Annotated in this window: 16 protein-coding genes and 1 pseudogene; 9 read left to right on the top strand and 8 right to left on the bottom strand. The window is 59.5% G+C overall.

The features are described from left to right. Positions 1–10: 10 nt before the first annotated feature. The 5 genes from B1781_RS13020 to B1781_RS13000 all read right to left on the bottom strand — a co-directional run bounded on the left by B1781_RS13020 (position 11) and on the right by B1781_RS13000 (position 3712). Positions 11–406: a roadblock/LC7 domain-containing protein gene (locus B1781_RS13020; protein ID WP_078120072.1), complete on the bottom strand. Its 396-nt coding sequence runs from the start codon at positions 404–406 to the stop codon at positions 11–13. 135 nt (positions 407–541) lie between these two features. Beyond that, positions 542–943 (bottom strand): hypothetical protein, encoded by a 402-nt coding sequence (locus B1781_RS13015; protein WP_078120071.1) that lies wholly within the window; start codon positions 941–943, stop codon positions 542–544. Continuing rightward, positions 944–2335, bottom strand: a complete 1392-nt coding sequence (locus B1781_RS13010) for a phosphatase domain-containing putative toxin (protein WP_078120070.1) — start codon at positions 2333–2335, stop codon at positions 944–946. It abuts the gene before it with no gap. Beyond that, a complete protein-coding gene (locus B1781_RS13005; RefSeq protein ID WP_078120069.1) occupies positions 2332–2874 on the bottom strand; it encodes a GTP-binding protein in 543 nt (180 codons plus the stop codon). The genes B1781_RS13010 and B1781_RS13005 overlap by 4 nt, the downstream gene beginning before the upstream one ends. 7 nt (positions 2875–2881) lie before the next feature. Further along, entirely contained in the window at positions 2882–3712 is an 831-nt protein-coding gene (locus tag B1781_RS13000) for a hypothetical protein (RefSeq protein ID WP_078120068.1), read from the bottom strand. A gap of 835 nt (positions 3713–4547) precedes the next feature. Between B1781_RS13000 and B1781_RS12990 the strand changes: the two genes are divergently transcribed. Continuing rightward, positions 4548–5369: a hypothetical protein gene (locus B1781_RS12990; RefSeq protein ID WP_125932072.1), complete on the top strand. Its 822-nt coding sequence runs from the start codon at positions 4548–4550 to the stop codon at positions 5367–5369. Between the two features lie 253 nt (positions 5370–5622). After that, positions 5623–6135, top strand: a complete 513-nt coding sequence (locus B1781_RS12985) for a SecDF P1 head subdomain-containing protein (protein WP_078120065.1) — start codon at positions 5623–5625, stop codon at positions 6133–6135. A 3-nt stretch (positions 6136–6138) separates the two neighbouring features. Here the strand turns inward: B1781_RS12985 and B1781_RS12980 are convergent, their stop codons facing one another. Next, positions 6139–7383: a multifunctional CCA addition/repair protein gene (locus B1781_RS12980; RefSeq protein ID WP_078122053.1), complete on the bottom strand. Its 1245-nt coding sequence runs from the start codon at positions 7381–7383 to the stop codon at positions 6139–6141. Between the two features lie 278 nt (positions 7384–7661). On the opposite strand from B1781_RS12980, the gene B1781_RS12975 reads away from it, so the two are divergent. The 4 genes and pseudogenes from B1781_RS12975 to B1781_RS23615 form a co-directional block, all read left to right on the top strand. Then, positions 7662–10532, top strand: coding sequence for a methyl-accepting chemotaxis protein (locus tag B1781_RS12975; protein WP_078120064.1), 2871 nt, complete (start codon positions 7662–7664; stop codon positions 10530–10532). A 466-nt stretch (positions 10533–10998) separates the two neighbouring features. Continuing rightward, a complete protein-coding gene (locus B1781_RS12970; protein ID WP_078120063.1) occupies positions 10999–12006 on the top strand; it encodes a helix-turn-helix transcriptional regulator in 1008 nt (335 codons plus the stop codon). A gap of 232 nt (positions 12007–12238) precedes the next feature. Next, entirely contained in the window at positions 12239–16216 is a 3978-nt protein-coding gene (locus tag B1781_RS12965; protein ID WP_078120062.1) for an autotransporter domain-containing protein, read from the top strand. A 34-nt stretch (positions 16217–16250) separates the two neighbouring features. Then, positions 16251–16349 (top strand): annotated as a pseudogene (locus B1781_RS23615) (methyl-accepting chemotaxis protein); the annotation flags it as partial. Here B1781_RS23615 and B1781_RS12955 read toward each other — a convergent pair. Together B1781_RS12955 and B1781_RS12950 are read right to left on the bottom strand one after the other, a co-directional pair. Next, on the bottom strand, positions 16350–17423 hold the full coding sequence (locus B1781_RS12955; RefSeq protein ID WP_125932071.1) for an ornithine cyclodeaminase family protein: 1074 nt from the start codon (positions 17421–17423) through the stop codon (positions 16350–16352). Then, the gene (locus B1781_RS12950; RefSeq protein WP_164513385.1) at positions 17423–18550 is read right to left on the bottom strand and encodes a HupE/UreJ family protein; all 1128 of its coding nucleotides are present in this window, start codon (positions 18548–18550) and stop codon (positions 17423–17425) included. Before B1781_RS12950 ends, B1781_RS12955 begins: the two co-directional genes overlap by 1 nt. 909 nt (positions 18551–19459) lie before the next feature. On the opposite strand from B1781_RS12950, the gene B1781_RS12940 reads away from it, so the two are divergent. From B1781_RS12940 to B1781_RS12930, 3 genes are read left to right on the top strand one after another with little or no spacing between them, the layout of a single operon-like run. After that, the gene (locus B1781_RS12940) at positions 19460–20944 is read left to right on the top strand and encodes an oligosaccharide flippase family protein (protein ID WP_078120059.1); all 1485 of its coding nucleotides are present in this window, start codon (positions 19460–19462) and stop codon (positions 20942–20944) included. Beyond that, entirely contained in the window at positions 20941–25041 is a 4101-nt protein-coding gene (locus B1781_RS12935) for a non-ribosomal peptide synthetase (protein WP_078120058.1), read from the top strand. The genes B1781_RS12940 and B1781_RS12935 overlap by 4 nt, the downstream gene beginning before the upstream one ends. Beyond that, a complete protein-coding gene (locus B1781_RS12930) occupies positions 25035–25811 on the top strand; it encodes a class I SAM-dependent methyltransferase (RefSeq protein WP_078120057.1) in 777 nt (258 codons plus the stop codon). The genes B1781_RS12935 and B1781_RS12930 overlap by 7 nt, the downstream gene beginning before the upstream one ends. Positions 25812–25816 lie beyond the last annotated feature (5 nt).

Raw genomic sequence — 25816 nt, 5'->3', positions numbered from 1 at the left:
CTTGCGATCGTCAGGGGATCAGGTTGGCGTCTGCGATTTCCTGGGCTGTCTTCTTGGCTTCGACGAAAACCATCCCCAGGTTGCGCGTCGTGCGCGACACGACGGTCAATACAGCACGTGCGCCGATCTGCACGATCAACACATTGCCTTCTTCGCCTTCGATCAGTACCCGCTGCAGGCGACCGCACGCCAGTTCCATTGTCGTTTTTTCGGCCAGTGACAACATCGAGGCACACATGGCGCCGACGCGTACCGTGTTGGCATCGTTGGCGAGCACCGCTGAGACGGTGTGACCATCGCGCGTCATCACGGCGCTGGCTTGGATATCCGACGAAGAGTGGTTCAGGCGCTTGAGAATGCGCCGGATTGCGCTGTTGTCTGCGGTTGCCTGGTCAGCTTCGTCCATTTGAGTGTATCCGTCGATTTTGGTAATAGCAGTGCAATGTAATCAAAGTGACGTGCAATCGACAAGCATTACCCGGGACCGCAGCACCCCCGGCGCGCAATCTCGCGATTGCCGCCGGGGATTCACGTGACTCGATCAGACCGACGCCTCGAGTTCAGGCATTGCCTGGCGGGCCTTGGTGATCGCCATGCCCAGGTTCACATTGCGTCGGCAGACGAAGGTAACAACATAGTCCTGGTTCTTCTTGCCACGCAGGAAAAGGTGCACCAGGTTGTCGCTGTTGACGATGATCTCCTGGAAATAATGGCGCGCTTCTTCGACACCACGAGCGCGTTTGAACAGGTTTTCGATCGATACGACGTTCGAACCCTGGAACAGGTCCGCAGTTGCGGCAGCCAGGATCTCGAGGACTTCCTGCGGGTGTGAATCGACGGTCTTGATGCCGAGCAGCATACCCGTGGAAAGATCGACGAAACCACCGGCGACGCATTCCGGCACGTTGCTGACGGCCGCTGACAAAGCTGAGTCTAGGGACATTTACTGTACTCCTGCAGTATTAGTTGCATTGGTTGGTTCGGCCGGTTTGGCCTGTCTGCGGCGATGCAACTGCATCACCTTGTGAAACTTTTCGAGAAAATCGACCTGGATTTCTGACTGCACCCAGCGTGGCTCGACCGCGCGCACCGCCTCGAGTGCTTCGAGTGCGCCATAGCCTTCCCAGATCAGCTGGCAGGCCAGCATGGTGCCGGTGCGGCCGAGTCCGGCGCGGCAGTGGTAGGCCACAACGCGACCTTCTTCCAGCAGTCCGGCGACGCGCTCGCACATCGAGAAGGCATTGCCAAGGCGCGGTGCATCCATATCGGAAATGGGCATCCACACACACTCGATGGCGTGCCCTTCGAGGTCTTTTTCGCGTAGTGGCTTGGAGGTCAACGAGATCAGGGTATCGACACCGACGCGCTCGAGTGCCTCGAGGTCGTGTTCGATAGGCTGCACGACACCCGGCATCGGGGTGCCGGCGAGTTGGCCTTTCTTCAGCCACATAAAGCCGCGCGGCCCGAGAAAGGCGCTGCTGGCATTCTTGATGGCCTGATCGGCTGCCGGCGGAGGCTCACGGAAGGTAGCATTGGCTTCTTCGTCGAGTTCCTCGGGTTTGGCATCCGGCGACGGTGCGCTGCATGAACCGGTGCGCACGAAATCCTGCGCCAATTGCGATACAGGTGCGCCGAAGAACACGTCCGTCGGTGCGACTTCCTGGATCCAACCGCCTGCCAGCAGCGCGGTATCGCCACCGAGTGACTTGGCCTGCTTCTGGTTGTGCAGTACGACCAGCACCGCTTGCTTGTGGCCCAGGCTGCGCAGGTATTTGATCAGGCGGTCAGTGCTAGCATCATCGAGGCCGGTGGTCGGTTCATCGACGCACAGCAGCGGAGGGCGCGAGACGGCCGTGCGCGCTACCGAGAGATGTCGGGCAATACCGGGTGGCAGATCGACGACGGGTTGATCGATCACCTCGACCAAGTCCTCAAGGCCCGCATCGTTCAGCAGGCGTATCGCCAGGTCACGCTTCTGCCGCTTGTTGAGGTTGCCCTGTTCTGGCAACTCGCTAAGGATGTTCTCCATCACCGTCGACATCAGCAGGCGTGCGTTCTGTGCGACCAGGGCAGGGTAGCCGCTCTCGCCGAGCGGTTCGCCGGCGTAAGTGGCGTCGCCCCAGGAGCGAAAGGCCGGCGACGCATTGTTGATGCCCACGATCGAGCGCAGCAGGGTCGATTTGCCGGTTCCCGCCGGACCCATCAACACCGTCACGCCCGGCGATTTGATATCCATGGTGACGGAACTGAGGATGATACGGTCGCCGAAGGCGACACCGTACTCGCGAAGGCTCAGTACGGTATCTCTGTTGTCGTCCATGTTGTCTGCGCTCATGCGGTTGCCGTATCCCGTAGTTCAGGGTCAAGGTCGAAAAGCAGGGCCTGCGTAAGCAGGATGACGTCTTCGGGCTTGCGTGGATCGACTTCGAACATGGGCGCGTTCAGCCCCCGTCGGCGCAGTTCGGCTGCGTATTGGTCCAGCGTGGGTGTTTCGCCCGGTTGCATCCGGTTGACGCCAATCGCGACGCCGGTGCGCTGGATGAATTCGTCGAACTGATCGAGATAGAAGTTGAGGTCCGCAATCGGGTCTTTTTCCTGATTGTTGATCAGAAGGATCAAGCCAACACCGCCTTCGGTCAGGATTTCCCACATGAAATCGAAACGGGTCTGCCCGGGCGTACCGCACAGGTGAACGACTTCGCCGTTGCCCAGTTCCAGCAGGCCATAGTCCAACGCGACCGTGGTGTGCGTTTTCATTTCCTGCACGTCGTCGGTTGCTGCCTCTTCGGTGGTGAACGGCTCGACGTCGCTAATGGCGCCTATTGCGGTGGTCTTTCCGGCACCGACCGGGCCGGTGAAGATGATCTTGTGCATGGCTGCCTCAATCCGTCGTTGCAGCGCTGTTCTTGCGCTTCAAGCGCCCGAAGATCGCCGAGAACAGGCGACCCATCTGACCGTTCTTGCGTTCAGGCGCTGCATTGGAGGTTCCGTTGCTTGGGTCGACCATGCTGATTAATCCCGCTTCATAGGCTGCGCTGTACACGCTGAAGATGTCTTTCAGAGGCACCGACAGGTGCTCAAAGATCTTCAACAGACTTTCGGGTTTGCGCTGCCAATGGGTGACGATCCTCAATGCGTTCGGCGGTAAACACATTTTCGCCAGGTTCGGCCAGCGCTTTAGGTAAACCACATCATGTAGAGGGGTTTCGGGCTTTACCCGGCCGCGGCAGGTCAGCAGGCCGAGGTTCCAGAAAAACACCTCCGTGGACATCAGCCGGCCGACGATTTTTACGTCGGCGTAGAGTTTGTCGGGCGGCAGGTACTCGATATGGTTGGTAAAGGTGTTGTCGTCGCTGATCGGTACGAGTGCCAGCGATCGGATCTGCTGGTCGCTCATATCGGTCCCGACCAAGTGCTGAACTCCGTCGATGACGATACGTTTGCCGTTCAGGTAGGTGAGTATCGCCACCTGACCTTTCTGCCGCACATGCTTGTAGGCCTTGCTGAGCGCACCAAGCAGGAATTGTTCGGGCTGGTAGTAGAAGATTTCCGCAGATTCCGTGTTGTACTCACGGGTCATCTTTTTGCGGCTGCTGTTTTTGCTCGTGCTGCGTTCGCTGAGCGCTTCAGCGGTGTCTTTGGTGCCGGACTTGCGCGCGGACTTTGCATCGATGGCGGCCTGGGCCTTCCTGATTTTGTCCTCCGTGATCATCGCTTTCTCTCACTCCACAACTGAAAATGCCGAAATGCTCAAAGCGCCAGCCGGGGCGTTGATGCCATTCGCATACGCTGGGGATACGCAACACGTGCCGAGCAGCGCGTTGTTGCAACGGTCAGTGGAACAAGGATCGTTTGGCACGCGACGTTACGTCGGATAGTCACGCGAGTTTCGTATCCATTTCCCTCTCGAGTTCCCCCTCGAAGCCCCGTCAAAACTGCATGACTGCCGCAAAACGGGATTCGAGTCGATCGGGTCGTCGAGTCAAGCGACGTTCCCGCCAATCTTCAAAGCCGTGTGCACGATGGGCCTGCGGTGGTTAGCGGCTAGCGCGATATTCGCTTTAATCGTAATGTAGCTAGGCTTTTAATTCATCGCTGGATTTTCGGCGCCAATAAGTCCCGGTAAAGACGGGAGTTATCCCTAACATTCATAAGGAATTGGGTGCGCCTGGCGTGAGCGGCACGCTGCGTCACTTGGTTCAGCGTTAACAATCCTTTGCATGTTGACCGCTGCGACACGGCTGCTTGGTAATGCCGTGGCACGGTCTCGCCTGTGTGGATGGTCGGTGGTGTCGGTCCAGCAGTACTCAGGCTATACACGCCGATCGTCATCACTGTCGTTAGGTCGCTGTTGCCCGCGGACGATGTTTGTTGTCCGCGCGGCAAAAACCATCGCCCGTCGACCTACGCAAGGCGATCGCTTGGCCAACGGTTGCTCGACGAACTCAGATACCCCATCCAACGTGCTGCGGAGATAGCGTAGTGCGCGCCTTCGACACTGATCCGATGTCGGTCCTCCCACGTATAACAGAACGTATGCAGTTCGATTGCATATCGCTTACCGCTGTTGCTTATTGATCATGGCGGCCGGGGCCTTTCGGCGGCATGGCAAGGACAGGGTGGTCGTTTCAACCAACAAGGAGAGAAAGATGCAAAACGTAAATGACAGCACTTCGGTTGCGCCCATGGCCGCGAATACGTCGGTCCGATCCAGCGTTCGTCGGATCCTGGGCTTGGTATTGATGGCGGGTACCTTCGCCGCTTCTGCAAATGCCGCTACCACAGTGGACGTCGGTTCGCTGACCAAAGAATCCGTCAAGACGAGTTTTCCGATACTGAATCTGCAACCGTATCTCTACGCCACGAAATTTGTGTGTGGGCAGCAATTGAATGCAGGTGTGCAGATTGGACAGGATGTGACGTACGCTGCGCTCGAGCCCGGCGTCTATTCGACGGCGCTCAATATCCTCACGTTGAAACGTGACGCACCGGGCATCACGGTACGCGCGTCGATGGATGGATTCGCCCCGGTCACCGTGGCGTCACAGTTGTCGAGCGCTTCGGCTTTCGACACGCACACGCTGACCTGCGACGAGATACTCGACGCGTTCAACGCGAAGCAGCCGGGCCGGGATGCCTACGAGGGGTTCCTCTACCTGCAGAGACAACGCCCGGACCTGCGCGTCGATACCGTCTATACCTATGCCTCGCAAGATGAGGAAGAAGTCCTTTGGGGCGTAACGGAAAAGGGCAACGTCATCCGCAATCCGGAAACCAACGTGATATCGGTCGGCGGCGGCAAGGGCATCGGCCTCGGCGCGTCCATCGACATCGAGCGTGTCGACCCGGTGAATCTTGACGATATCTAACCATTTGTCCGCCCTTCCTCCCGTGTTTGTCGGGGGAGGGAGGGCCCCGCCGCGATACGCAGTATGCTCGGTGAAAACATCCTGTGTTTCAGCTGTGTGACGTGGCGGGTTCTTGTCTATATTTTCCCCACGCGATGTATCTCGGGTATTCTGAGCGTACAAGAACAACTTACGGCGTTGTCGCCACGGTCCGCTCAAGTTGAATTGGCCCGGGCCGTTGATAATGCCAAGAACAAGGGATGGGTGGGGCCTGATGTTGATTAAGCGGATTTTGTTTGTCGTCATGCTGGCGTTGTTGGCGGCATGTCAAACCAATCCGGAGAAACCTTCCACAACTGATGGTGTGTCGAGTGATTTGAGCGTGCGCATTGCGTCGTCCGATCCGCAACCCGGTCATTTCGCCGTGGTCGACGCAAACGGCAGGGCGCTGTATGTGACGCCGGAGCCGGTGATGAACTCAAAGGACTTCAAGCGTGTCGATGCTGCCGTCGATCAGCTTGGAGAGCCCGTTGTGATACTCGAACTATCGGAGGCCGCGGTCGATCGACTGGCTGAAGTCTCAGAGCACTACAAGGGCAAAAAGCTGGCCATTATGCTGGGCAACAAGGTGTTGACCGCACCTGTGCTCAAGAGTCGCATGAGCGTCAGCCGATTGATGATTTCAGGGCTCGGCTCGGCGCAGGAAGTGGATGCGCTGGTGCAAAAGATGCGCGGCCGGTCTGAGAATGATTCCGAGCAAGATGCAGAGCCGGCGGTTGCCGAGTAGCGCTCACCCCGCGGGCGCCTTCGGGTGTTCCTCTTCCCAACGAGATTTCTCGCATCGAATCGCGTGAATTCGCGCCTTGTGCAATTGTTCGCCGATGTCGGCGCCGGTGTAGCCTTGTTCGATAATGTGGTCGCTATCGACCGCCAATGCTGCGTTGAAGCACCGTCTTAGATACTCGCTTTGCGGATAGGGTCGGTCCTCGCGCCCGAGCCTGCCGCGTGCATCGGCCTCACAGGCCAACAGGAACTGATCCAAGCGCTCGGGTTTGCGGAATGCGCCGAGCTGGTCGAACAGGTTCTTCAGTGTCTTCTGTTTGAGCTCGAATGCCCGGTGTGCCTCGAGGTGGTATCTCGACGTCAACGTGCCGAGCACGCGGCATTCATTCGGTGCGCGGTATCTCTTGCACAAATCCTCGACCAACGGCACTCCGGCGGATTCGTGCCCGTGATGGGCTGGGAGTTTTTCTGCCGGCGTAACGCCTTTGCCCAGATCGTGAACCAGCACGGCGAAACGGATCAGCGGGTCAGCGGTCAAGGTGGTTGCCTGATCGAGCGCCATCAGGACATGCACGAGCGAATCGACTTCCGGATGGTGTTGCGCAGGTTGTGGCACTCCGTCGAGCGCGGCCAGTTCGGGGAACAGGCGTTCGAGCGCGCCGCAGGCGTGCAGCACGCGAATGAAGCGCGAAGGCTGCGCTTCGCTCAACGCCTTCCACAGTTCCGACCACACCCGTTCCGGCGTCAGTGCATCGACTTCGCCTTCTCCTACCATGGTACGCATCAAACCTTGGGTTTCGGGTGCGATACTGAAACCGTAGCGCGCCGCGAAGCGCGCACCCCGCAATATGCGCACTGGGTCTTCGCAGAACGCCGGGCCGACGTGCCGGAGAATACCGGCGTGCAGATCGCGTTCGCCATGGAAAGGATCGATCAAATGTCCGTCGGCGTCCATTGCCATGGCGTTGATGGTGAAGTCCCGACGCGCAAGGTCGTCTTCCAGCGTGACCTCGGTCGAGCTGTTGACCTCGAAGCCGCGATATCCGGGGCCGATTTTTCTCTCGACGCGCGCGAGCGCATACTCGTCTTTGGTTTCTGGGTGCAAGAAAACCGGAAAATCTCTGCCGACCTGGATGAAGCCGCACTCGATCATTTGCTGCGGCGTATGTCCGACTACGAGCCAGTCGCGGTCTTTCGGGTGAAGGCCAAGCAAAGTGTCGCGCACGTAGCCGCCGACGTGATAAGCCTTGATGTCGTCACAGTGATGTTTGCCGTTCATGAGTCGCAATGTAACTGTATTTTGACGGTGATTACGAACGTGATGGCTGTTTGGTATTCAGGTGATGCCCGGCGCGCGGGTGTCAGTTACGGGGCTTTCCGCGGCCATAAAGCGGGTTTGGCAGGCCAACTCGGAATTGTGGCTGGCGGCCGACGCACGTCGCTTGAATCGTGTCTAAACCTGCCTATTTCCCTGCCGATGTAAAGGGTATCGCGTGTCGATTCGAATGCGCATTCGCCCAGGGAGAAACCATGGCTATCAATCTCGCAGCACTGACTCGCGGCAATTCGGTGCGCGGCAAAATCTATCGGATGCTGGTTTCGCTGTTCGCCGTGATGCTTGTCGCGACCGCGTCATATCTGGCCTACAGCCAGAGTACGATGGTTGAGCACCTTGTCGAGCATCAGACACGCGATCTCGCCGATTCGTACTTCGACAACATCAATACCCTGATGTTGACGGGTGGCATGGCCAACCGGGACATTGCGCGCAACAAACTGCTGACGCGAAAGGAAGTCGTGGACGCGCGCATCGTTCGCGGTGAAAGCGTTATCAAGCTGTTCGGCGCGGGAAGCGACTACGCGAAAGCGCGCGACGATCTGGACCGACGCGGGCTGAGTGGCGAAGAGATCATGCAGATTGCGGACGGCGACAATGGGCGCGTGTTGACCGTCGTTGTCCCATTGCCGGCAAGCGATAATTTTCGTGGCACAAACTGCATCAGCTGTCACGCTGCGCAGCCGGGCGAGATACTCGGCGCGGTGCGCGTGGATTACTCGTTGAAAGCCCTCGACGGTGCGGTGCGCCGCGACCTGCTCGCCAACATCGGTATCAACTCGGCGTTGATGGTGCTCGGATTGTTGGTGATCGGTGCATTGTTTGCCCGTATCGTTTCCAGACCGCTCAAAGAGCTTACCGGCATGATGCGCCAGGTCGCCGAGGGCGACGCCGACTGGTCGCAGCGAATCGAGGTCCGGTCACGTGACGAGATCGGCGATCTGGCGGGGCATTTCAATACCGCTATCGAGCGCTTCGGCGGCATCATCGACGACACCAAGCGTCAGAGCGACGCGGCGACCCGTATCAAGACGGCGCTCGATTGTGTCAGCACCAACGTGATTGTTGCCGACAAAGACTACAACATCATCTACACCAATCAGGCAGTGGAGCAGATGTTCAGTGATGCCGAGCAGGACCTGCGCGAGATGCTTCCGGGCTTCGATGCGAAAAACCTGATCGGCCGCAACATCGATGTGTTCCACCGCAGTCCGGCGCATCAGCGACGCCTCCTCGAAACCCTCAAAGACACCTATGAGTCGCAGGTGACGGTTGGTGCGCGCACCTTCCGGATCATCGCCAACCCGGTGGTGGATGCGCAGGGTGAGCGCCTCGGCACCGCAGTGGAATGGGCGGACCTCACGACGGAACTGAAGGCGGCCGAGGAAGAAAAACGCCGGCTCGAAGACGAACGCCGCTATGCGATGGAAAACCTGCGCATCCGTACCGCGCTGGACAACGTCAGCAGTTCGGTGATGGTCGCGGACAAGGACTACAACATCATCTATATGAACAAGACGCTCGAGCGGATGTTCACAGATGCCGAGCCCGATCTTCGGCGTGTGCTGCCGGGCTTCAATGCTGCGGAGCTGCTGCACGCGAACATGGATGTCTTCCACAAGGACCCGAGTCACCAGCGCAGCCTGCTCGAAGGAATGACGTCGACCGTCAGCAACGAGATCGAGGTTGCCGGCCTCACGCTCAAGGTCGTCGCCAACCCCGTGCTCGACGGCGAGGGTAGCCGTCTGGGTACTGTTGTCGAGTGGACCAATCGCACTGCCGAGGTCGCGGTTGAACGCGAGATCGATGAGATCGTCGCCTCCGCACGCGATGGCGAGCTGGGTGAACGTGTTCGATTGGACGACAAACAGGGCTTTTTCCGTCGCCTGGCTGCCAATATCAATGAGTTGGTCGAGGTCACCGATAACGTATTCAGCGATATCGCCGATTCGATGGGATATATGGCCAAGGGCGATCTGACGAAGGCGATCGAACGCGATTACAAAGGGGCATTCGGCAAGGTGCGCAACGACGTGAACAGCACCATCACGAATATTGCCAAGACAGTGAACGAGATGCGCGAGGCCGCTGATGCCATCAACGACGGTGCTACCGAGATCTCGTCCGGCAACAACAACCTGTCGTCGCGTACCGAGCAGCAGGCGTCGTCACTGGAGCAGACGGCCGCATCGATGGAGGAACTGACCTCGACGGTGCGCAACAATGCCGACAATGCGCAACAGGCCAGCCAGGTTTCCGCGAGTGCGAGTCAACTGGCAGCGCGTGGCGGTGAGGTCGTCGGCCGTGCCGTGTCGGCGATGGCAGACATCGATGCCTCGAGCAGCAAGATTGCAGAGATCATCCGGGTGATCGACGAGATCGCGTTCCAGACCAACCTGCTGGCGCTCAATGCCTCGGTCGAGGCAGCGCGCGCGGGCGAGCAGGGGCGGGGCTTTGCGGTGGTTGCGACCGAGGTACGCAACCTCGCCGGTCGCTCGGCAACGGCGGCACGCGAAATCAAGGACCTGATCAATGACTCGGTCACCAAGGTGAAGGTCGGCACCGAGCTGGTCAGCGAATCGGGCACGACGCTCGAAGAGATCGTTGTCGGTGTTAAGAAGGTCAACGACATCATTGCCGAGATTGCCGCTGCATCGTCCGAGCAGTCTTCCGGTATCGATCAGGTCAATATCGCAGTCACGTCGATGGATGAAGTGACGCAGCAGAACGCGGCACTGGCCGAACAGACGTCGGCGGCGTCGGCGTCGATGAGCGACAAGGCGCAAGAGATGAAAGACCTGGTCGGGTTCTTCCGCCTGCCGGGGATGCCGGCCCAGGATAAGCAACTGCCGCCCGCATCATCGACCGTCAGCACGCCGGCGAAACCGGTCGGTCAGCCGAAGGCAACCGTCGCTACGCCACCCCCGGTACCTCGAGCAAAGGATCAGGCCGGGGAGAAACCGAAGGCAACGCCGCCTGCGCCGACAGTGGCGAAGAAACCGGTGGCCGTAAAGCCGACGCCGAGCGCGCAGAAGTTTGACGAAGACGACTGGGAAGAGTTTTGAAGCTACCCCTAAGCGGCACCATAGACATCGCCACTGACAGCATCACCGGGCACCTCGGCGACGATCTGGCTTGCCTGGAAGGCTGCCTGCACGAGGAGTAGGTAAGTGCATGAAGTGCACGCACGTCCTGAAGACCTTGGATACGCCGCGCCCCCCTGTTGTCCATGTAGCTTGGGCAAGCCTGACTGCGGATGTCTGACTATTTTTTGGATTTCTCAAACGGCAGAATGCGGCATATCCTCACAAGTGTGCCATTCGAGAAAGCTTTCGGCTGCTGGCGGCGCTCGTGCGCGCGAACTGCGGCGACAACCTTTCTCGACATGGCCGTAAGAAGGTCGGATCTATATGAAAGCCCCGTTGAGTGCCACCAATCCAGCAACTACGCGGCGGAGTTTGCCCGGTCGAAACCATCCGGGGTGCTCACCAACGATCTGACTGGCTGAAACAACCAAGCAGACAATAAACCGTGCCAAACGCAAGCAAGCCAAACAAACCTGGTCGAGCCGCCGTCCCGCCACGTCATCTCGACCTGAAGCTACAGGATGCCTCGGAGCATTCGCTGCACCAATCCTGGCTGCCCACCGAGTTCTGCCAGCTGAGCCGCGGCGACTATGTCGGCTCATTCCAGGAGCTGGATACCGGCAGACAACGCGTGGTGCGTGAAAGCCAGAGCCAGCTGGTACACAAGCAGGGCCTGATGTCGCACGGCCACTGCACCATTTCCTTTCACCGGCAGACAGCTCCGCTGGCGCGCTTTTGTGAATATCAGATACCGGCGAACGGCTTGATGTTTTATCTACCCGCTGGCAGCGAATTCGATGTACAGGTGCCGGCCGGATTCGAAATCATGTACGTGCGTTTCGATCAGCAACAACTGCTCGAAGCCCAGCAGGCCTTCGGCACACCGAATCTTACGGCGAACCCGGATCGAATCGGGGTGTTCAAAAGCCCGGGACAAAAACGCCTCGACGCCTTTCTCAACGCACTGTTTGACGTGATTCCGGCAGCGCTGGCGCGCAAGTACGCACCCGACGCGGACCAAATCTCACAGATTGTCACCGATAGTGTTCTGCTCGCCCTCGACCAGGCCGACCCGCTTCCCATCGAACATAGCATCGACTTCCGGGCTCGCCATCGGGCCAGGCACATGGTTCGGCACAGTCGCGAGTTTCTAGAAGACAGCCTGAAGCGAGGGCACTGCCCCTCGATGGTCGAAATCTGCAAGCACTTAGGCATCAGCCAGCGCAGCCTGCAATATGGCTTCCGCGATCTGATGGGGATGACACCGGTGGCCTACCTGCGCACACTGCGCCTCAACCGCGTGCGCGCCGATCTTCGCCAACCGGACTCCAACCTGACCGTCACCGAAGCCGCCACCCGCTGGAGCTTCTTCCACCTGAGCAAATTCGCCCAAGACTATCGGCAGATGTTCGGCGAAACGCCATCCGAGACCCTTGCGCTCGCCAATCGCTGATCCCGTTCGGCAAACACCATGTTTGCGAAAATGTGATATCGGGTTTCCGTAGCTATCGGCAGTATTCCCCTCGCGATTCGTCAACTTTCAAACCGCGCTGAAGGCCAATGCAAAGTGCAACAGGCCGCAGCCAGGATTGACGATATTGAGTGAGCACCGGGGGAAGGCCGGGTCGCGTGCATGCGCGATCCTGCTGCTGCGGCCTTCCCTTAATTATGGGGAGCCTGCAGCCATGAACCACATCTACCGTTCCGTCTTCAACAATGCCCTCGGCACCAAAACCGGCACAGTTTTTCTGTCCGTGTTACTGATTCTCCTGTCGACGGGACAGCCGGCGCTGGCTGCCGCCAAGCTCGCGGTCCTGGATGCGGAAACGCCCTGGCCGGCCCTGCTGATGGCGGCAGCCGAGCGGGACGTAACGGTGCATCTGTCAAAGCCCGGCGTGGCCGATCCTGTGTTCGAGGCACTGGCCGGCGCGGACCAACCGGTACAGGCGCTGCACTTGGTCAGCCACGGCGCGCCCGGGCGCTTGTCGATCTCCGGCAAGGTCCTGGACAGCCAGAGCCTGTCCGCCATGGGACGCCGCTGGCGCCCGTACCTGGCGCCCGGCGCGACCATCGTCCTTTACGGCTGCGAAGCGGGTAAAGGCATCGCCGGCCGGAAACTGGTGGAGGACCTGTCGCTGGCCACCGGTGCCCGCGTTCTTGCCTCCTCCACCCCCACGGGTGCGGCGGCGCTCGGCGGCGATTGGCGCTTCGATATCAGCTCCGATGCCAATTCCGAAACCGTGCCGCCAGCCCATACGGTCAGTGCGTTCTCTGCCGCCCACGACACCTGGCCTGGCTTGCTGGTCACGGTCAGCAACACGAACGATGACGGCGCCGGCTCTTTCCGGGAGGCAGCGGAGAGCGGCGCTACATCCTTTGAGTTCGACGGACTGTCCGGGACACTGGGGCTCACCACCGGGACTGTCACCATCGGCAGCGGGCCTTCCGCCTTAGCATTCCTGCGACTCATAGGCGGCGGCACCAACCTGACCATCGGCGGTGACGACATCGCCCTCAACATTGGCGACAACAGACTGTATATAGACGGATCAGGCAGCCCGCTGGATTTGACCATCAATTCCAACATCACCGGCAGCGGTGCGCTGGTGATCGGCGACCCCGACTCCGACCTGACGGTTACGCTCGGCGGAAACAACAGCATGGTCAAGACGACGGGCGGTATCGGCAATACCCCCGCGCCGGTCTCGATCCGGGTGGAAAATAACGACACGCTCGCGATCGGCGCAGCCAATGCCCTGGGGAGTGGGACGCTCGGTCTGTCGAGCGGGACCTTGCAGGTCACCGGCACGACGACCATCAACAACGGGATACACCTCGACATTGGCGGCGGCACCATCGATACGGACCTGGATGTCACGATCGCCGGCGATATCGACGGCTACGATTCATTGACCAAGACCGGCGTAGGCAGCTTGACCCTGTCCGGCACCAATACCTACACCGGAGGTACCACGGTGAGCGCGGGCACCCTGGCGGGTACGACGACCAGCCTGCAGGGCGACATCCTCAATAATGCCTCGGTGGTGTTCGATCAAGCCATCGACGGCACCTATGCCGGCGTGATGAGCGGCACCGGCTCCCTGACCAAGAACAGCACCGGTACGGTGACCCTCAGCGGCGCCAACACCTATTCCGGCACCACCACCGTTTCCGCCGGCACCTTCTCCATCTCGGCCGACAACAATCTCGGGGCCGGCACGCTCATCCTCGATGGCGGCACATTGCAAACCACTGGCAGCTTTTCTACCAATCGGGCCACAACCCTGAGTGCAGGCGGTGGTACCTTTAACACGGATGCAGGAACCACACTGACACAAAGTGGGCAGATCAGCGGCGGTGGCACGCTAACCAAAACCGGTACTGGAACACTGGTGCTCAATGCAACGAATAACAACTATGCCGGGGGCACAGTCGTTTCGCAGGGAACCTTGCGACTCATTAGGTTTGCTATAAATGATGCGGGGAATATTTCGAATGATGCCACGGTAGAGTTCAATCAGGCATCAGCAGGGGGAACCTACTACTATGACGTAATGAGTGGCGGTGGTAACCTGGTTAAAACCGGAGGTGGCATTGTTATTCTTCGAAATACCAATAATTACTCCGGCGGCACGACCATATCAAACGGCACCCTGGCGCTTGAGGGTACGGCGGGGTCGATTACGGGTGATGTCACCAATAACGGGACATTACATTTTATTCGTAGTAACGCCTATACCTTTTCGGGCGCCATCAGTGGCAATGGCGCGGTGATCCAACAGGGCTCAGACATCTTGACCCTGTCCGGCGCCAATACTTACAGCGGCGGCACCACGGTTAGTGGTGGCACCCTGGTAGGCACCACCACCAGCCTGCAAGGCGATATCCTCAACAACGCCACGGTGAGTTTCGATCAGAGCACCGACGGCACCTATGCCGGCGTGATGAGCGGGAGTGGCGCGTTCACTAAAGCGGGCAGCGGCACGGTGATCCTGTCCGGCGCCAATACCTACAGCGGCCCGACCACCATCGACGGCGGCATCCTCAGCGTCAACGGCTCGCTCGCCTCCGATGTCACGGTCAACAGCGGCGGCACCCTGGGCGGTAACGGCGCGGTCGGTAGTGTTACGCTCAGCGGCGGCGCGGTCGGCCCCGGTAATTCCATTGGCACCCTGAACGTTGCCGGCGACATCGACTTCTCCGGCGGCGGTGTCTATGAGGTGGAAGTGGATGCCGCGGGTAACTCGGACCGGATCATCGCCGGCGGCACGGCAACACTCACCGGCGGTTCAGTACAGGTCCTGCCCGAGGCGGGCAGCTACAACTTCAGCACCGACTACACGATCCTCACCGCCGGCAGCATCAGCGGCAGCTTCGATGCAGTCAGCTCCAGTCTGGCTTTTCTCGATCCGAGCCTGAGCTACGACAGCAACAACGTCTATCTCAACCTGGTCCGCAACGACGTCACCTTTGCCGGCGTGGCAAACACACCGAACCAGCAGGCGGTGGGCGATGCCCTGGGTGTCATTGCCGGCTCGAACCCGAGCGGCGATATGGCGACGATCCTCAGTGAGGTGACCGTCCTGACCGCCAGTGGCGCGCAGCAGGCCTACGACAGCCTGTCCGGTGCACAGCACGCGACAACCCAATCGCTGCTCATGAGCACCGGCCGTCACTTTGCCGGGGTGCTCTCGGCGCGCACCCGGCACTTGGCGGCGGCGTCCGGCAAGACAGCCGAGTTGGCGGCTTGGCGTCCGGCGCAGCTGGCCTACAACGGTGGACATGGCGGCCTGCAACTGGCAATCGACGGCCTGAACACCGAATCGGAGAGACCACAGGGCAGCGGCTTTTGGATCAGCCCGGAGGCGGGCAAGGGCAGTATCGACGACACCCGCAACGCCGCCGGCCTCGACTATTCCTGGTATGGCCTGTACGGCGGTGCCGATACCTGGCTCGATCCTCAGCGCCTGCTGGGTATCGCCGTCGGAGCAAGACGCAGCGATGCCGACCTGGCCGCCGGCGATGCGGACATCGACTGGTTGGGCGTGGCGCTCTACGGCCGCTGGCAGGACCAAAACAACTACCTGGATGCCAGCATCGATGGCGGTATCCATCGGGTCGACACCCGCCGACAAATCGTTGTCGGCGCCCTGCAGCGCACCGCCACAGCAGACTACGACGCCCGCAGCCTTACCCTGGCCGTGGAAAGCGGTCGACGCCTGTTCGAACGGAACGGCTGGCAGCTCACACCGTTTGCCGGTCTGCGCTACGCCCATGTACGCCGTGACGGCTTTACCGAGTCGGGCGCGGATGCGGCCAACTTGGTGGTCGAGGAAGAAACGCAGAACTCGTTGAGCAGCCGTCTGGGCGTCCATGCGCAGCGCGACGCTGCAGTTGATCAAGGCTTGAGCTGGGACGCGACGCTGGCCTGGGCGCACGAGTTCAGCGACAGCGCCAGCACGCTGAATTCGAGCCTAACCGGAGCACCCGGCACGCTCTTTCGCATCGACGGACCTGAACTCGATCGCAACCGCCTGGAAGTGAGCGCCGGTCTGAGCAGCACACTGGGCAAGGGCGCCAATCTGCGCGTGGCCTATGACGGTGAGCTGAGTGGCTCGGATAGTCGTCACGCGCTGAGCGCCAACTTGATGCTGACTTGGTAGGCGCAACAACACAGATTAAAAAACCAAAGATGCCTCGAGCGGCAAGATTGCAGAGATCATTCGGGTGGTCGACGAGATCGCGTTTCAGACCAATCTGCCGGCGCTCAATGCCACGGTAGCAGGGCCGGCCGCTTCATGATCCGGACTTGCGGTGCTTGTTCGATGGTGCCAGGAATTCGTAAGGGTGCCTTGGGTCGGAGGTAACGCTTTCTATCTCGATCTCGCTGCCGATATTGAAGTCTTCGGCGTACTCGAGAATCTGGTTCATGACCACGTGGTCTTCCAGCGCCCAGCCTGTTGAGTCGAACACGCTAAGTCGAGCCTGCAGTTCTGCATGGCGTGGGGTGTTTTTGACCACGGAAACCAGGTCGTCGCCGATCCGCGAAGCGGCGAGCTGTTGGCATTCCCCTTCGCGAATGGCCTGTTCCTGCACGTCGGGGCAGACATAGCTTCGCTCGAGTAAAGTAACGGGGCACTCGATCTTGCCGGGGAAATCGGACCCAACGGCGTTGACATGTAGCCAGGGCTTTGTCTCCTGGTCTTGAAACACCGGGCCTTTGCCGATCTCAACCGATGTGGCAACGCACAGAATGTCCGACTGCGAGACGATGTCGTCGGTTGTCGCCTTTTGTACGCTCAGGTGGCCGGGGGCGAACGCGTCGATCCTTCTGGCGAACGTCTCCAGCGCATGCCTATCGATATCGCTGATCAGCACCTTCCTGATGTTGAACACCCGGCAGAGCGCATGCAGTTGGGTGACGGCCTGGGCCCCGCACCCGATCAGGCCGACTACCGAACTCTCAGGCTTGGCCATCGCCAGGCTGGCGACGGCAGAGGCAGCGCCCGTGCGCATGGCGGTCGGGAAGGTGCCGTCGACCAGCGCCACGAGGTGGCCGGAAGACGGGTCGTACTTGCTGAGTGTCGAGAGAATGGTAGGAAGCTGCAGGGTGCCGGGGCTGTTGGGATGGTATCCGACAACCTTCATCAGCACGCTGCGTTGGTGCTCCAGCAATGGCATCCATTCTATGAGTCCCGTGACCGGCGCTTCGTAATGAAAACCATCGCGTACCGGGATCTCGGTGATGCCCGGATCAAACTTGGCCAGTGCCGATTGCAGGCGTTGAATCAATTCGTCCATGAAGGCATCGATACCGACATGGGCGACGATCGCATTCAGGTCTGCATGCGAGATCAGCAGGGTCTTCATCAGCTTAGTCCGAAGGCCCTTTCCGCGAACCAATAACCGGCGATAGCGGCAAGAAACAACGACCCGTAGAGCGGTACCAGGTTGCGATAAAAGGACGTTGTGCGCATCCAGTACATCGCCGGGACGATGACTGCAACGATCGCCAACTGGCCAATCTCAACGCCGATGTTGAATGCCACGATGACCCAGACGAGATCCTGCATGCGGAACGGCAACTCGCCCATTACCGAGGCGAAACCGAGACCATGGAACAGGCCGAACAGGAAAATGATACCCAGAACGCCATCGCGGAAGATCGGGTAGATGTTGTTCAGGGCCACGACGATGATGGATACGGCAATGATCGATTCAACCAGGCGGGAAGGCAGCTGGATGATCTCCAGTGCTGCCAGGGCCAAAGTTATGGAATGTGCCACGGTGAATACGGTGACGATCTTGAAGGTCTTCCACAAGGTTGCCTTGAAATTGTCAACGGGCACCCAGCGATTCTCACTGCGCACGAGCACAGCCGGTATCAATAGCGCGACCAGGAAGAGTATGTGATCGATGCCAATCCAGATATGCAGCATTCCCTGCCAAACGAAGGCCTTCTTCGACAGCAATCCACCGACATCGTTGAAGTCGAGTACCTGTTCGCTGTTTGCCGGAGAGAAAACCAGGGCGGTGTGCTCGGCCCCGTATTCCTTGCCGTTGCGCTTGTCGTACTCGACCAGGAGCAGGCTGCGGTGGAAGGGATCGTCCTCGAAGAACAGCGTATTCTGGATGGTCAGTTTTTCACCGGTATCACCTTCAGCCGTTCGAAACGCGTACTGGGCAAAATGGCCAAGCCCCTTCGCCCGAAACAAGGTGGTCTTGCCGAATTCGATAGGGAGGGGACGGCCTTCTGCCGACACGGCGAAATGTTGTTCCAGGTATTGCTGGGCGACACGCTCGGACGCTTCAACGGCTTGTTGTGCTGCATCGAAATCGTTCGGTATTTCGAGCCCCTGTTTGTTCCGCAGGTCTTCCAGGCGTACTTCGAATCGCCCCTCGAGGTGGTTTTCCTGCGCGTTGATCCAGACGTAGTTTTCGGCGGTCGCATGGGCCCAGGCGTTCGAACCCAGCATCAGGGCGAATAAAAAGCTCAAACACCGGATGATGGGCAGCTTGAGTTCTGGGTTCCTACGGTCTGGCGAGTGTGTGGTCATCGGGTGTGATGCGGGTACATATCCAGGTACCCCCTCCGGATTATTGGTATTCAGCCGAAATCTGCAATGGCGTTTTTTGTTCCGTCAGCAACCTGGATCTCAGGTAGTCCCCGTAACAACGACGCGTGCCCGGCACGTCTGCATGGCCCATGTTCCTTCAGCGCGATGATGGATACAAGTCGGCTGGCTACGATCGTCCCTTGCAGGGTTTAGTGAATTTGCAACTTGCGCGTCGCGCGGGTTTACTCGCCGGCATGGATTTTTCATCCCCACTCCCGGACTTTCACGTCCATTGCCGGTTTGTCATAGACATCCAGGCCGCATGGGGAAGGGATGTCTTCGACACGCTTCTTGGTTGGGTGAGGCAGCGCGTTCGCCGCCGCAAGGAATGTATGTTCTAAACCGACAATGTCATGAACTACCCGGTGCAACTCGTACATCGCTCCTATCAAAAATGCCTGACGGTCTGTTACCAGCGGGTTATGCGGACACAGATGTTGGAGTGGCCCGAGCGGCATCCTGATATCGTTGCGTTCAGCTACGAGGACAGGGTTCGCGATGAACCCGGCGCAATGGAACATTTATTCAAATTCTATGGGTTCGATGGGATGGAGAAAGTCATCGGCAACCGGCTGGCAAAAAGACACGCAGTAGACCGCGTGGGTGTCGATGCACATGTGAGGAACCCAATGCCTGGGCAGTGGAGAGAGCATTTCACACCCAGGGTCAGGCGCATCTTCGATCACCGGTACGCCGGGTTGATCCGTAAGCTAATGCAGTCGTCGGACTCGCCCATGCCACTGTTCCTCCGTTCTACAGGCAGGCGTCGATGAACAGGCAGGTTCACTGATGCCGGATACTACGCGCAGGATTGCGAAAAGCATCAGCTGGCTTTACTCGTTCAGATGGCTTGAGCGATTGTTGGATTTCGCCGCGATCGTGATACTCGCACGCTTCCTGTTGCAGGAAGACTTCGGCTTGATTGCGGTGGCGTCGTCGTTGGTTCTGATTATCGACGGCCTGAGCGATTTCAACGTCGAACTCGCACTGATAAGAACTCGCGAGACCAGTCGCGAACTGTTCGACACGGCCTGGACGCTTTCGTGTATCCGCGGCTTGTTGTCCGCCACGGTCATGCTGGGTGTGGCGGCTGTGTTGACCGACCCGAGGGTGGTCGAGCTGCTCCAGGTGCTGGCAGTCGTTCCTATCCTCAAAGGGTTGGCCAACCCTCGTTTCGTGATGTTTGAGCGCGACCTGGATTATTCGCGGCTGGCCATTCAGACCTTGCTCGCCAAGGTGGTGTCCGTGGTGGTTACCATAGCCGTCGCGGCGATCTACCAGAGTTACTGGGCCGTCATTGTCGGCATGTTGGTCAATACCTCGGTGATGACCGGCTTGTCTTACCTGCTCAAGCCCAGCCTGCCTAGGTTTTCGCTGAAGTGCTTCAAGGATATCTTTTCGTTCACCGGGTGGATGACGCTCAGCAGCATCGTGTCGACCCTCTACATGCATACCGATAAATTGATTGTTGGCCGGTTTCTGGGCATGGCGGATGCGGGTCTCTACTTCATGACCCAGCGGGTAGGCACCTTGCCCACCAGGGAGTTGATATCGCCGCTGAGACAAGTGCTGTTCCCGTCTTTCAGCGAGATGGCCGCGGATAGACAACGCTTGCGACTGGCCGTGGGTGAGGCCTTCAGCGTGGCAGGCAGCCTGGCGATGCCGGCCGCCTTTGGATTTGCCTTGATCGCGAACGACTTTGTGCCACTTCTGCTGGGCGATCGCTGGGTCGGCACGGTGCCGCTGCTCGTCGTCCTGGTTCCTTTGCTGGGTATGCGTGCGACCTTCTCGGTGGTTCAGCCCTGTATGCTGGCCCTGGGTGAAACGCGGCTGCTGTTTTTTGCAGGCGTGATTTACGGCGTGGTACATATCGCAGCCTTTACCCTAGGGACGATCTATTTCGGCCTGCCCGGGGCCGTGTGGGGCATCGTTGCGGCAGGTGTGGTGTTCGTGTTTCTCAACTATGCGCTGTTGCAGCGGTTACTCGGTATCGGATTTGCCGAGATCCTCTCGCATGCCTTGCGCCCCTTTGTTTCAGCGCTGGTCATGGTTGGCGCGGTCTTCCTGTTGGATGCAATGATTGCTTTGCCCCTGTTTTCATCCGCGGGGGCATGGTCTGCCTTGTGGATCAAGACGATTGTTGGAGCAGGGGTTTACGTGATCACACAGTATGGTTTGTGGCGGCTGCAGGGGCGCCCACCCGGTGTGGAAGACAGGCTGATCCGGTTGCTGATCAGCGGCAAGCCGTCGGTGGCTTCTGAGAGCCGACGATGACAGACAAGGGGAACGCAGACAGGGCATCGAGACTGCGCGAAGCGATCGCGTTGAAGCGCGCAAAAGCGGGCAAGACGTCAGCCCAGGCTGGGATGACGGTGCGTCCCGGGGACAGCAAGGCTTACCTCAGCGGTCTGCAGCATGGCCTGTGGCTTGCTCATCAGGTGAGGCCGGAATCCCCCGCATATAACCTCGCCAGCGCCTACTGTTTCCGGGGAGCGCTGGATATCCCGAGATTACAAACCTCGTTCAATCGCCTGGTGGCGCGCCATCGCATCCTGCGATCGACATTCAGCGCGCATGCGGACACCGCCGAGCAGGTCATCCGCCCGCACCAAGACCTGCAAGTGGGATTTCATGCGATCGACGAACAGAACCAGGTGGCGACCGCCACACGCCTGGCCCGGGAGCCTTTTGATCTCGAGACCGGCCCTCTGGTACGGATGGACGTCCTGGCAGATGAACAAGCGCAGGTGGGCGTTCTGCTTCTCGCGGTGCATCACATCATCATGGATGAGATGTCCCTTGGGCAGTTCTGGCTTGAGCTGGCTGCGGCATACAACGGAGGCACGCCCGAGGCAGCGGCATGTGACCTGCAGTACGACGATTACGTGTACTGGCAGCAGAAAAGCGACCACGCCAAGCGAGCGCATGACCGGGCGTTCTGGTTGCAAAAACTGACGCCGCCCCCGGATAACTTGAAGCTGCCGATAGAGCGGCAGGTGGGAAGGCTCAACGATGACGGGCGCTTGCTCAGGCACGTGCCAGACGACCCGCTGAAGCGCGATGTCCGGCGATTCGCGGCGGCGGCGGGTGTAACGCCCTTCGCCGTCTACGCCTTCGCTTTCCAGTTGCTGCTGCAAAGATATGCCGATGGTCAGAGAGTGGCATTTGCCACGCCGGTAGCCACGCGAACGCATGCGGCCAGCATGGAGATGCTCGGCTACTTTCTCAATCCGCTGCTTGTGTACACGGCAGTCGACGAAACGTTGTCGGTTGAGCAGTCACTCGCCGCGTTCAACGAGCTGCTCAACGAATGCATTGCACATGCCGCTGTGCCATTGAATGAACTGGCAGCGGTACTGCCCGGGTTAAGGGATACGACACGCAACCCGCTGTTTCAGGCAATGTTCGTTTACCAGAACGTGTCTCAGCCTCCGCTCCTGGCTGGGCTGCAACTCGAACCGGTCGAGCTTGACCTGGGCTGCTCCAAGTTCGATCTGACATTGTTCGTCTCGGAAGGAGATCACACCCTGGAGTTCGGCGTGGAGTTCAAAACTGGGCTGTATGAGACGAGCTCGATCCGCCGTCTGCTAGGCCACTACGAGGAACTGCTCTGCTCCGTCGTCGAAGATGCAGGGCGCAAGGTTCTCGATGTCCGCATGCTGGGTGTTGAAGAGCAACAGGCGCTGCGCATCCTGTCGACAGGGCCGGAACTCGAATCGCAGACACGGCTGTTGCCACAGCGAATTTTGCACGTTGGGCTCGATACTCCCGATGCGATTGCGCTGGTATGCGAAGGGCAGGCGTGGACGTACCAAAGGTTGATCGCAGCGAGCGTATCCGTTGCTCGTGCGCTGCGTGCGCTGGATGTCGGTCATCGTGACCACGTGGGGTTGTTTGTTGAGCGCTCGCCCTGGCTGCTTGCCGGTATCCTCGGCACGCATTTCGCCGGGGCCGCCTACGTGCCGCTCGATCCGTCCTATCCATCTGCCAGGAATGCATTCCAGCTCGAGGATGCGGATGTCGCAGCGGTGCTGACGACCTCCAACTTGCAGGCGCGGTTGCCTGCCACGGCTGCGCCGCTGGTGCTTGTCGATGGCTTGTCTGTCGAAAGCCTGCCTGTCGATACTCGGATCAATGCGGAGATCTTTGCGTCCAACGGGGACGACACCGCCTATCTGTTATATACATCCGGGTCCACCGGGCATCCCAAGGGGGTCGTCATCTCGCAGCGGAACCTTGCGGCAAGCACGGATGCACGCAGCCAGGTTTACGGGGCGCGCGCCGCGCGCTTTCTGTTGATTCCCAGCGTCGCCTTCGACAGCTCGGTTGCCGGCATCTTCTGGACCCTGGCCGCGGGCGGCACACTGGTCATCGCCACCGAACAACAGTTGCATAATCCGCGCTTGCTCGCAGAGTTGATTGAAGAACAACAGGTCACCCACTTGCTCTGTGTGCCCTCTCTGTATACCTATCTGCTCGACTTTCTTGAGCACCGCTCACTCGCACTGGAGGCGGTTGTCGTGGCGGGTGAAAGCTGCCCGGCAGGTCTGCTGAACAAGCATCTTCAGCTGTTGCCGTCGACGCGCCTGTTCAACGAGTATGGGCCGACCGAAGCGACGGTCTGGTCCAGCGTGCGTGAGTTCATGCGCACACCGGCTGAGCAGCACATCGACATCGGCTGCCCGATACCCGGGGCATGTATCGAGCTTCTCGACCGGTTTGGCAGACGGGTGCCGAAAGGATTTCCCGGCGAGGCCTGGGTCAGCGGGCCAACCGTATCGTCGGGCTACTGGCGCCGGGCTGACCTTACCAGCGCACGCTATGCCTCGGAGCTCGACAGGTTCGAGGTTTTCGAGAGTCATGAGCGCCGTTACCGCACCGGTGACCGGATGGCGTGGAATGCAGAAGGTCGCCTGGACTTTCTGGGAAGGGACGATGGTCAGATCAAATTGCGCGGTTTCCGCATTGAGATCGGCGAGGTCGAGAACTGTCTCTATCAGGCCTCCGGGGGAAGGCCGGCTGCCGTCGTGGCGCGTTCAGTCGCTGGCGAGGATGAGCAGCAGCTGGTGGCCTTTGTGGAATCCGCAAGCTCGCAAAAAGAAGCGGTGTTGAACCGGGTCGTCGCGGAAAAGTTGCCGGCTCATATGTGGCCGGCCCGGATCGTGTTCATGGAATCCCTGCCGCGATTGCCGAACGGCAAGGTGGATACCCGGCAGCTGCAGAACTGGCCTTTGACACACGACCAATCCCAGGTTGCGGAAACCGTACCCTTCGATATCACGGAGCAGACGCTGGTTTCGCTATGGCAGGGGTTGTTGCAGATTCCGACGGTTTCGGTGACCGACAACTTCTTTCGGCTGGGCGGGCATTCCTTGCTGGTAATCCGCATGATTGCCGCAATCGAACGCGACATGGGCGTGCGGCTGACCGCGGCCGATGTGTTTGAGAATCCCACGGTCAGTGAACTGGCCAAACGCGTCGCGCAGGGAAGTACTGCTTCGGCAGTGCCTTATCGCCACCTTTTTCCCATTCAGCCGGCCTGGTCCGGCGATCCGCTGATTTTCTGTATCCCACATTTCTTCTCGGATGCCGTGGCAAGACAGTTCAAGGACAAGCGACCGGTGTATGGCTTGCGCGGCGTCGGTCTGCGCGCCGAAGGCAACTGGGGACGCTGGGCCACGATGCGCGCACTGGGCCGGGAGCTGGCGGACGAGGTTGAAAGACGCTTCCCCGGGCAGCCATGCACAATCGCCGGCTATTCCTTTGGCGCCTCGATGGCAATGGAACTGACCGCCGAGTTGCAGCAACGGGGTGTTTCGGTAGATAAGCTCTGTTTGATAGCGCCGATGGCGATCGATCATGTTCGCATCGGTCCGTTCAAGTTCCAGCTGCACAACCTGCGTCGATCGCTGGGCGAGATGTCGGCGGGCGAGAAGTTGATCCACATCGCGCGCGACAACAATCCGTTGACCCTGCGACCCTATAGGCATTTTTCGCGATTGATCAGGATGCGGCTATGGCGGCGTGTGCAGGTCGCCTATGCACGGGTGCGCAAAGCCCTGGGTTTATCCTTGGGTGCTGAATTGCTGCACGCCGATGTGCGGGTGGAGCGGTTCCGCTTGCAGAGCAACTATCGACCGCGGAACATTCATGCTGCAACCGTGATCCTCAATGCACAAGAAACCTCCACGAATGCTGCCGCGACCCTGCGCCCCTACCTGCTGGGGCCGCTGGAGGTGGTCGACATCCCCGACCCCCACATCGACGCGAATGTCGCTATGGCCACAGAAAGATTGCTTGAGTACCTGCAACAAGCCAATGGCGACATGGTCGAGCAGGCAAACAACACGTCGGATGGTGTCGCATGCTGACAGACGTCGAGCGTAAACGCGGAAACGCCGAGTTGCGGCGATTGCTGGAGCAGCTCGGTACGCAGATAACGCCAGATGAAGATGCCTTGCAGGCCTGGTTCGCAGAATATCGCCATCATCACCTGGATCGCCTGGCGAGAGACTTGGAGATGCTGGAGGCGCACGTGCCCGCGCCGGCCAAGGTGCTCGAATACGGTGCGATACCCCTGCTGCTCACGGCCGCATTACAGACTCGCGGTTACCAGGTCACAGGGCTGGATATTGGCCCACAGCGATTTGCGGACGCGATTCGTGGCATGGCGCTCGATGTCAGGCAATGTGATGTCGAGCGAGAGACGACGCCTTTCGAAGCGGCCTCATTCGACGCCATACTGTTCAACGAGCTTTTTGAACACCTGCGCATCAACCCGATTTTCACGCTGCGCGAGGTGCATCGGATACTCAAGCCGCAAGGGCGTTTGTTTATTTCTACCCCGAACCTGCGTTCGGCCAAGGGGATTCGCAACCTGTTGTTCAAGAACCAGGGGCATGCGGTATCGGCAGGGGTTTACAGGCAGTATGAGAAGCTGGAAACCCTGGGTCATATGGGACACGTCCGCGAATACACCACCAAAGAGGTGGTCGATTTTCTGCAACACATCGGGTTCGAGGTGGAGAAGGTGATCTACCGCGGTGGAGATGGAGCGGGGCTGACCGGTCTGGTCGAGCGCGTTGTGCCATCGATGCGCCCGTTCTTTTCGCTGATCGCCCGCAAGCGGGGAGACGGGTGAGTCCG

The organism is Thiosocius teredinicola (assembly GCF_002009425.1).
Lineage (GTDB): Bacteria > Pseudomonadota > Gammaproteobacteria > Chromatiales > Chromatiaceae > Thiosocius > Thiosocius teredinicola.
This window is presented reverse-complemented; position numbering and strand designations above follow the sequence as displayed.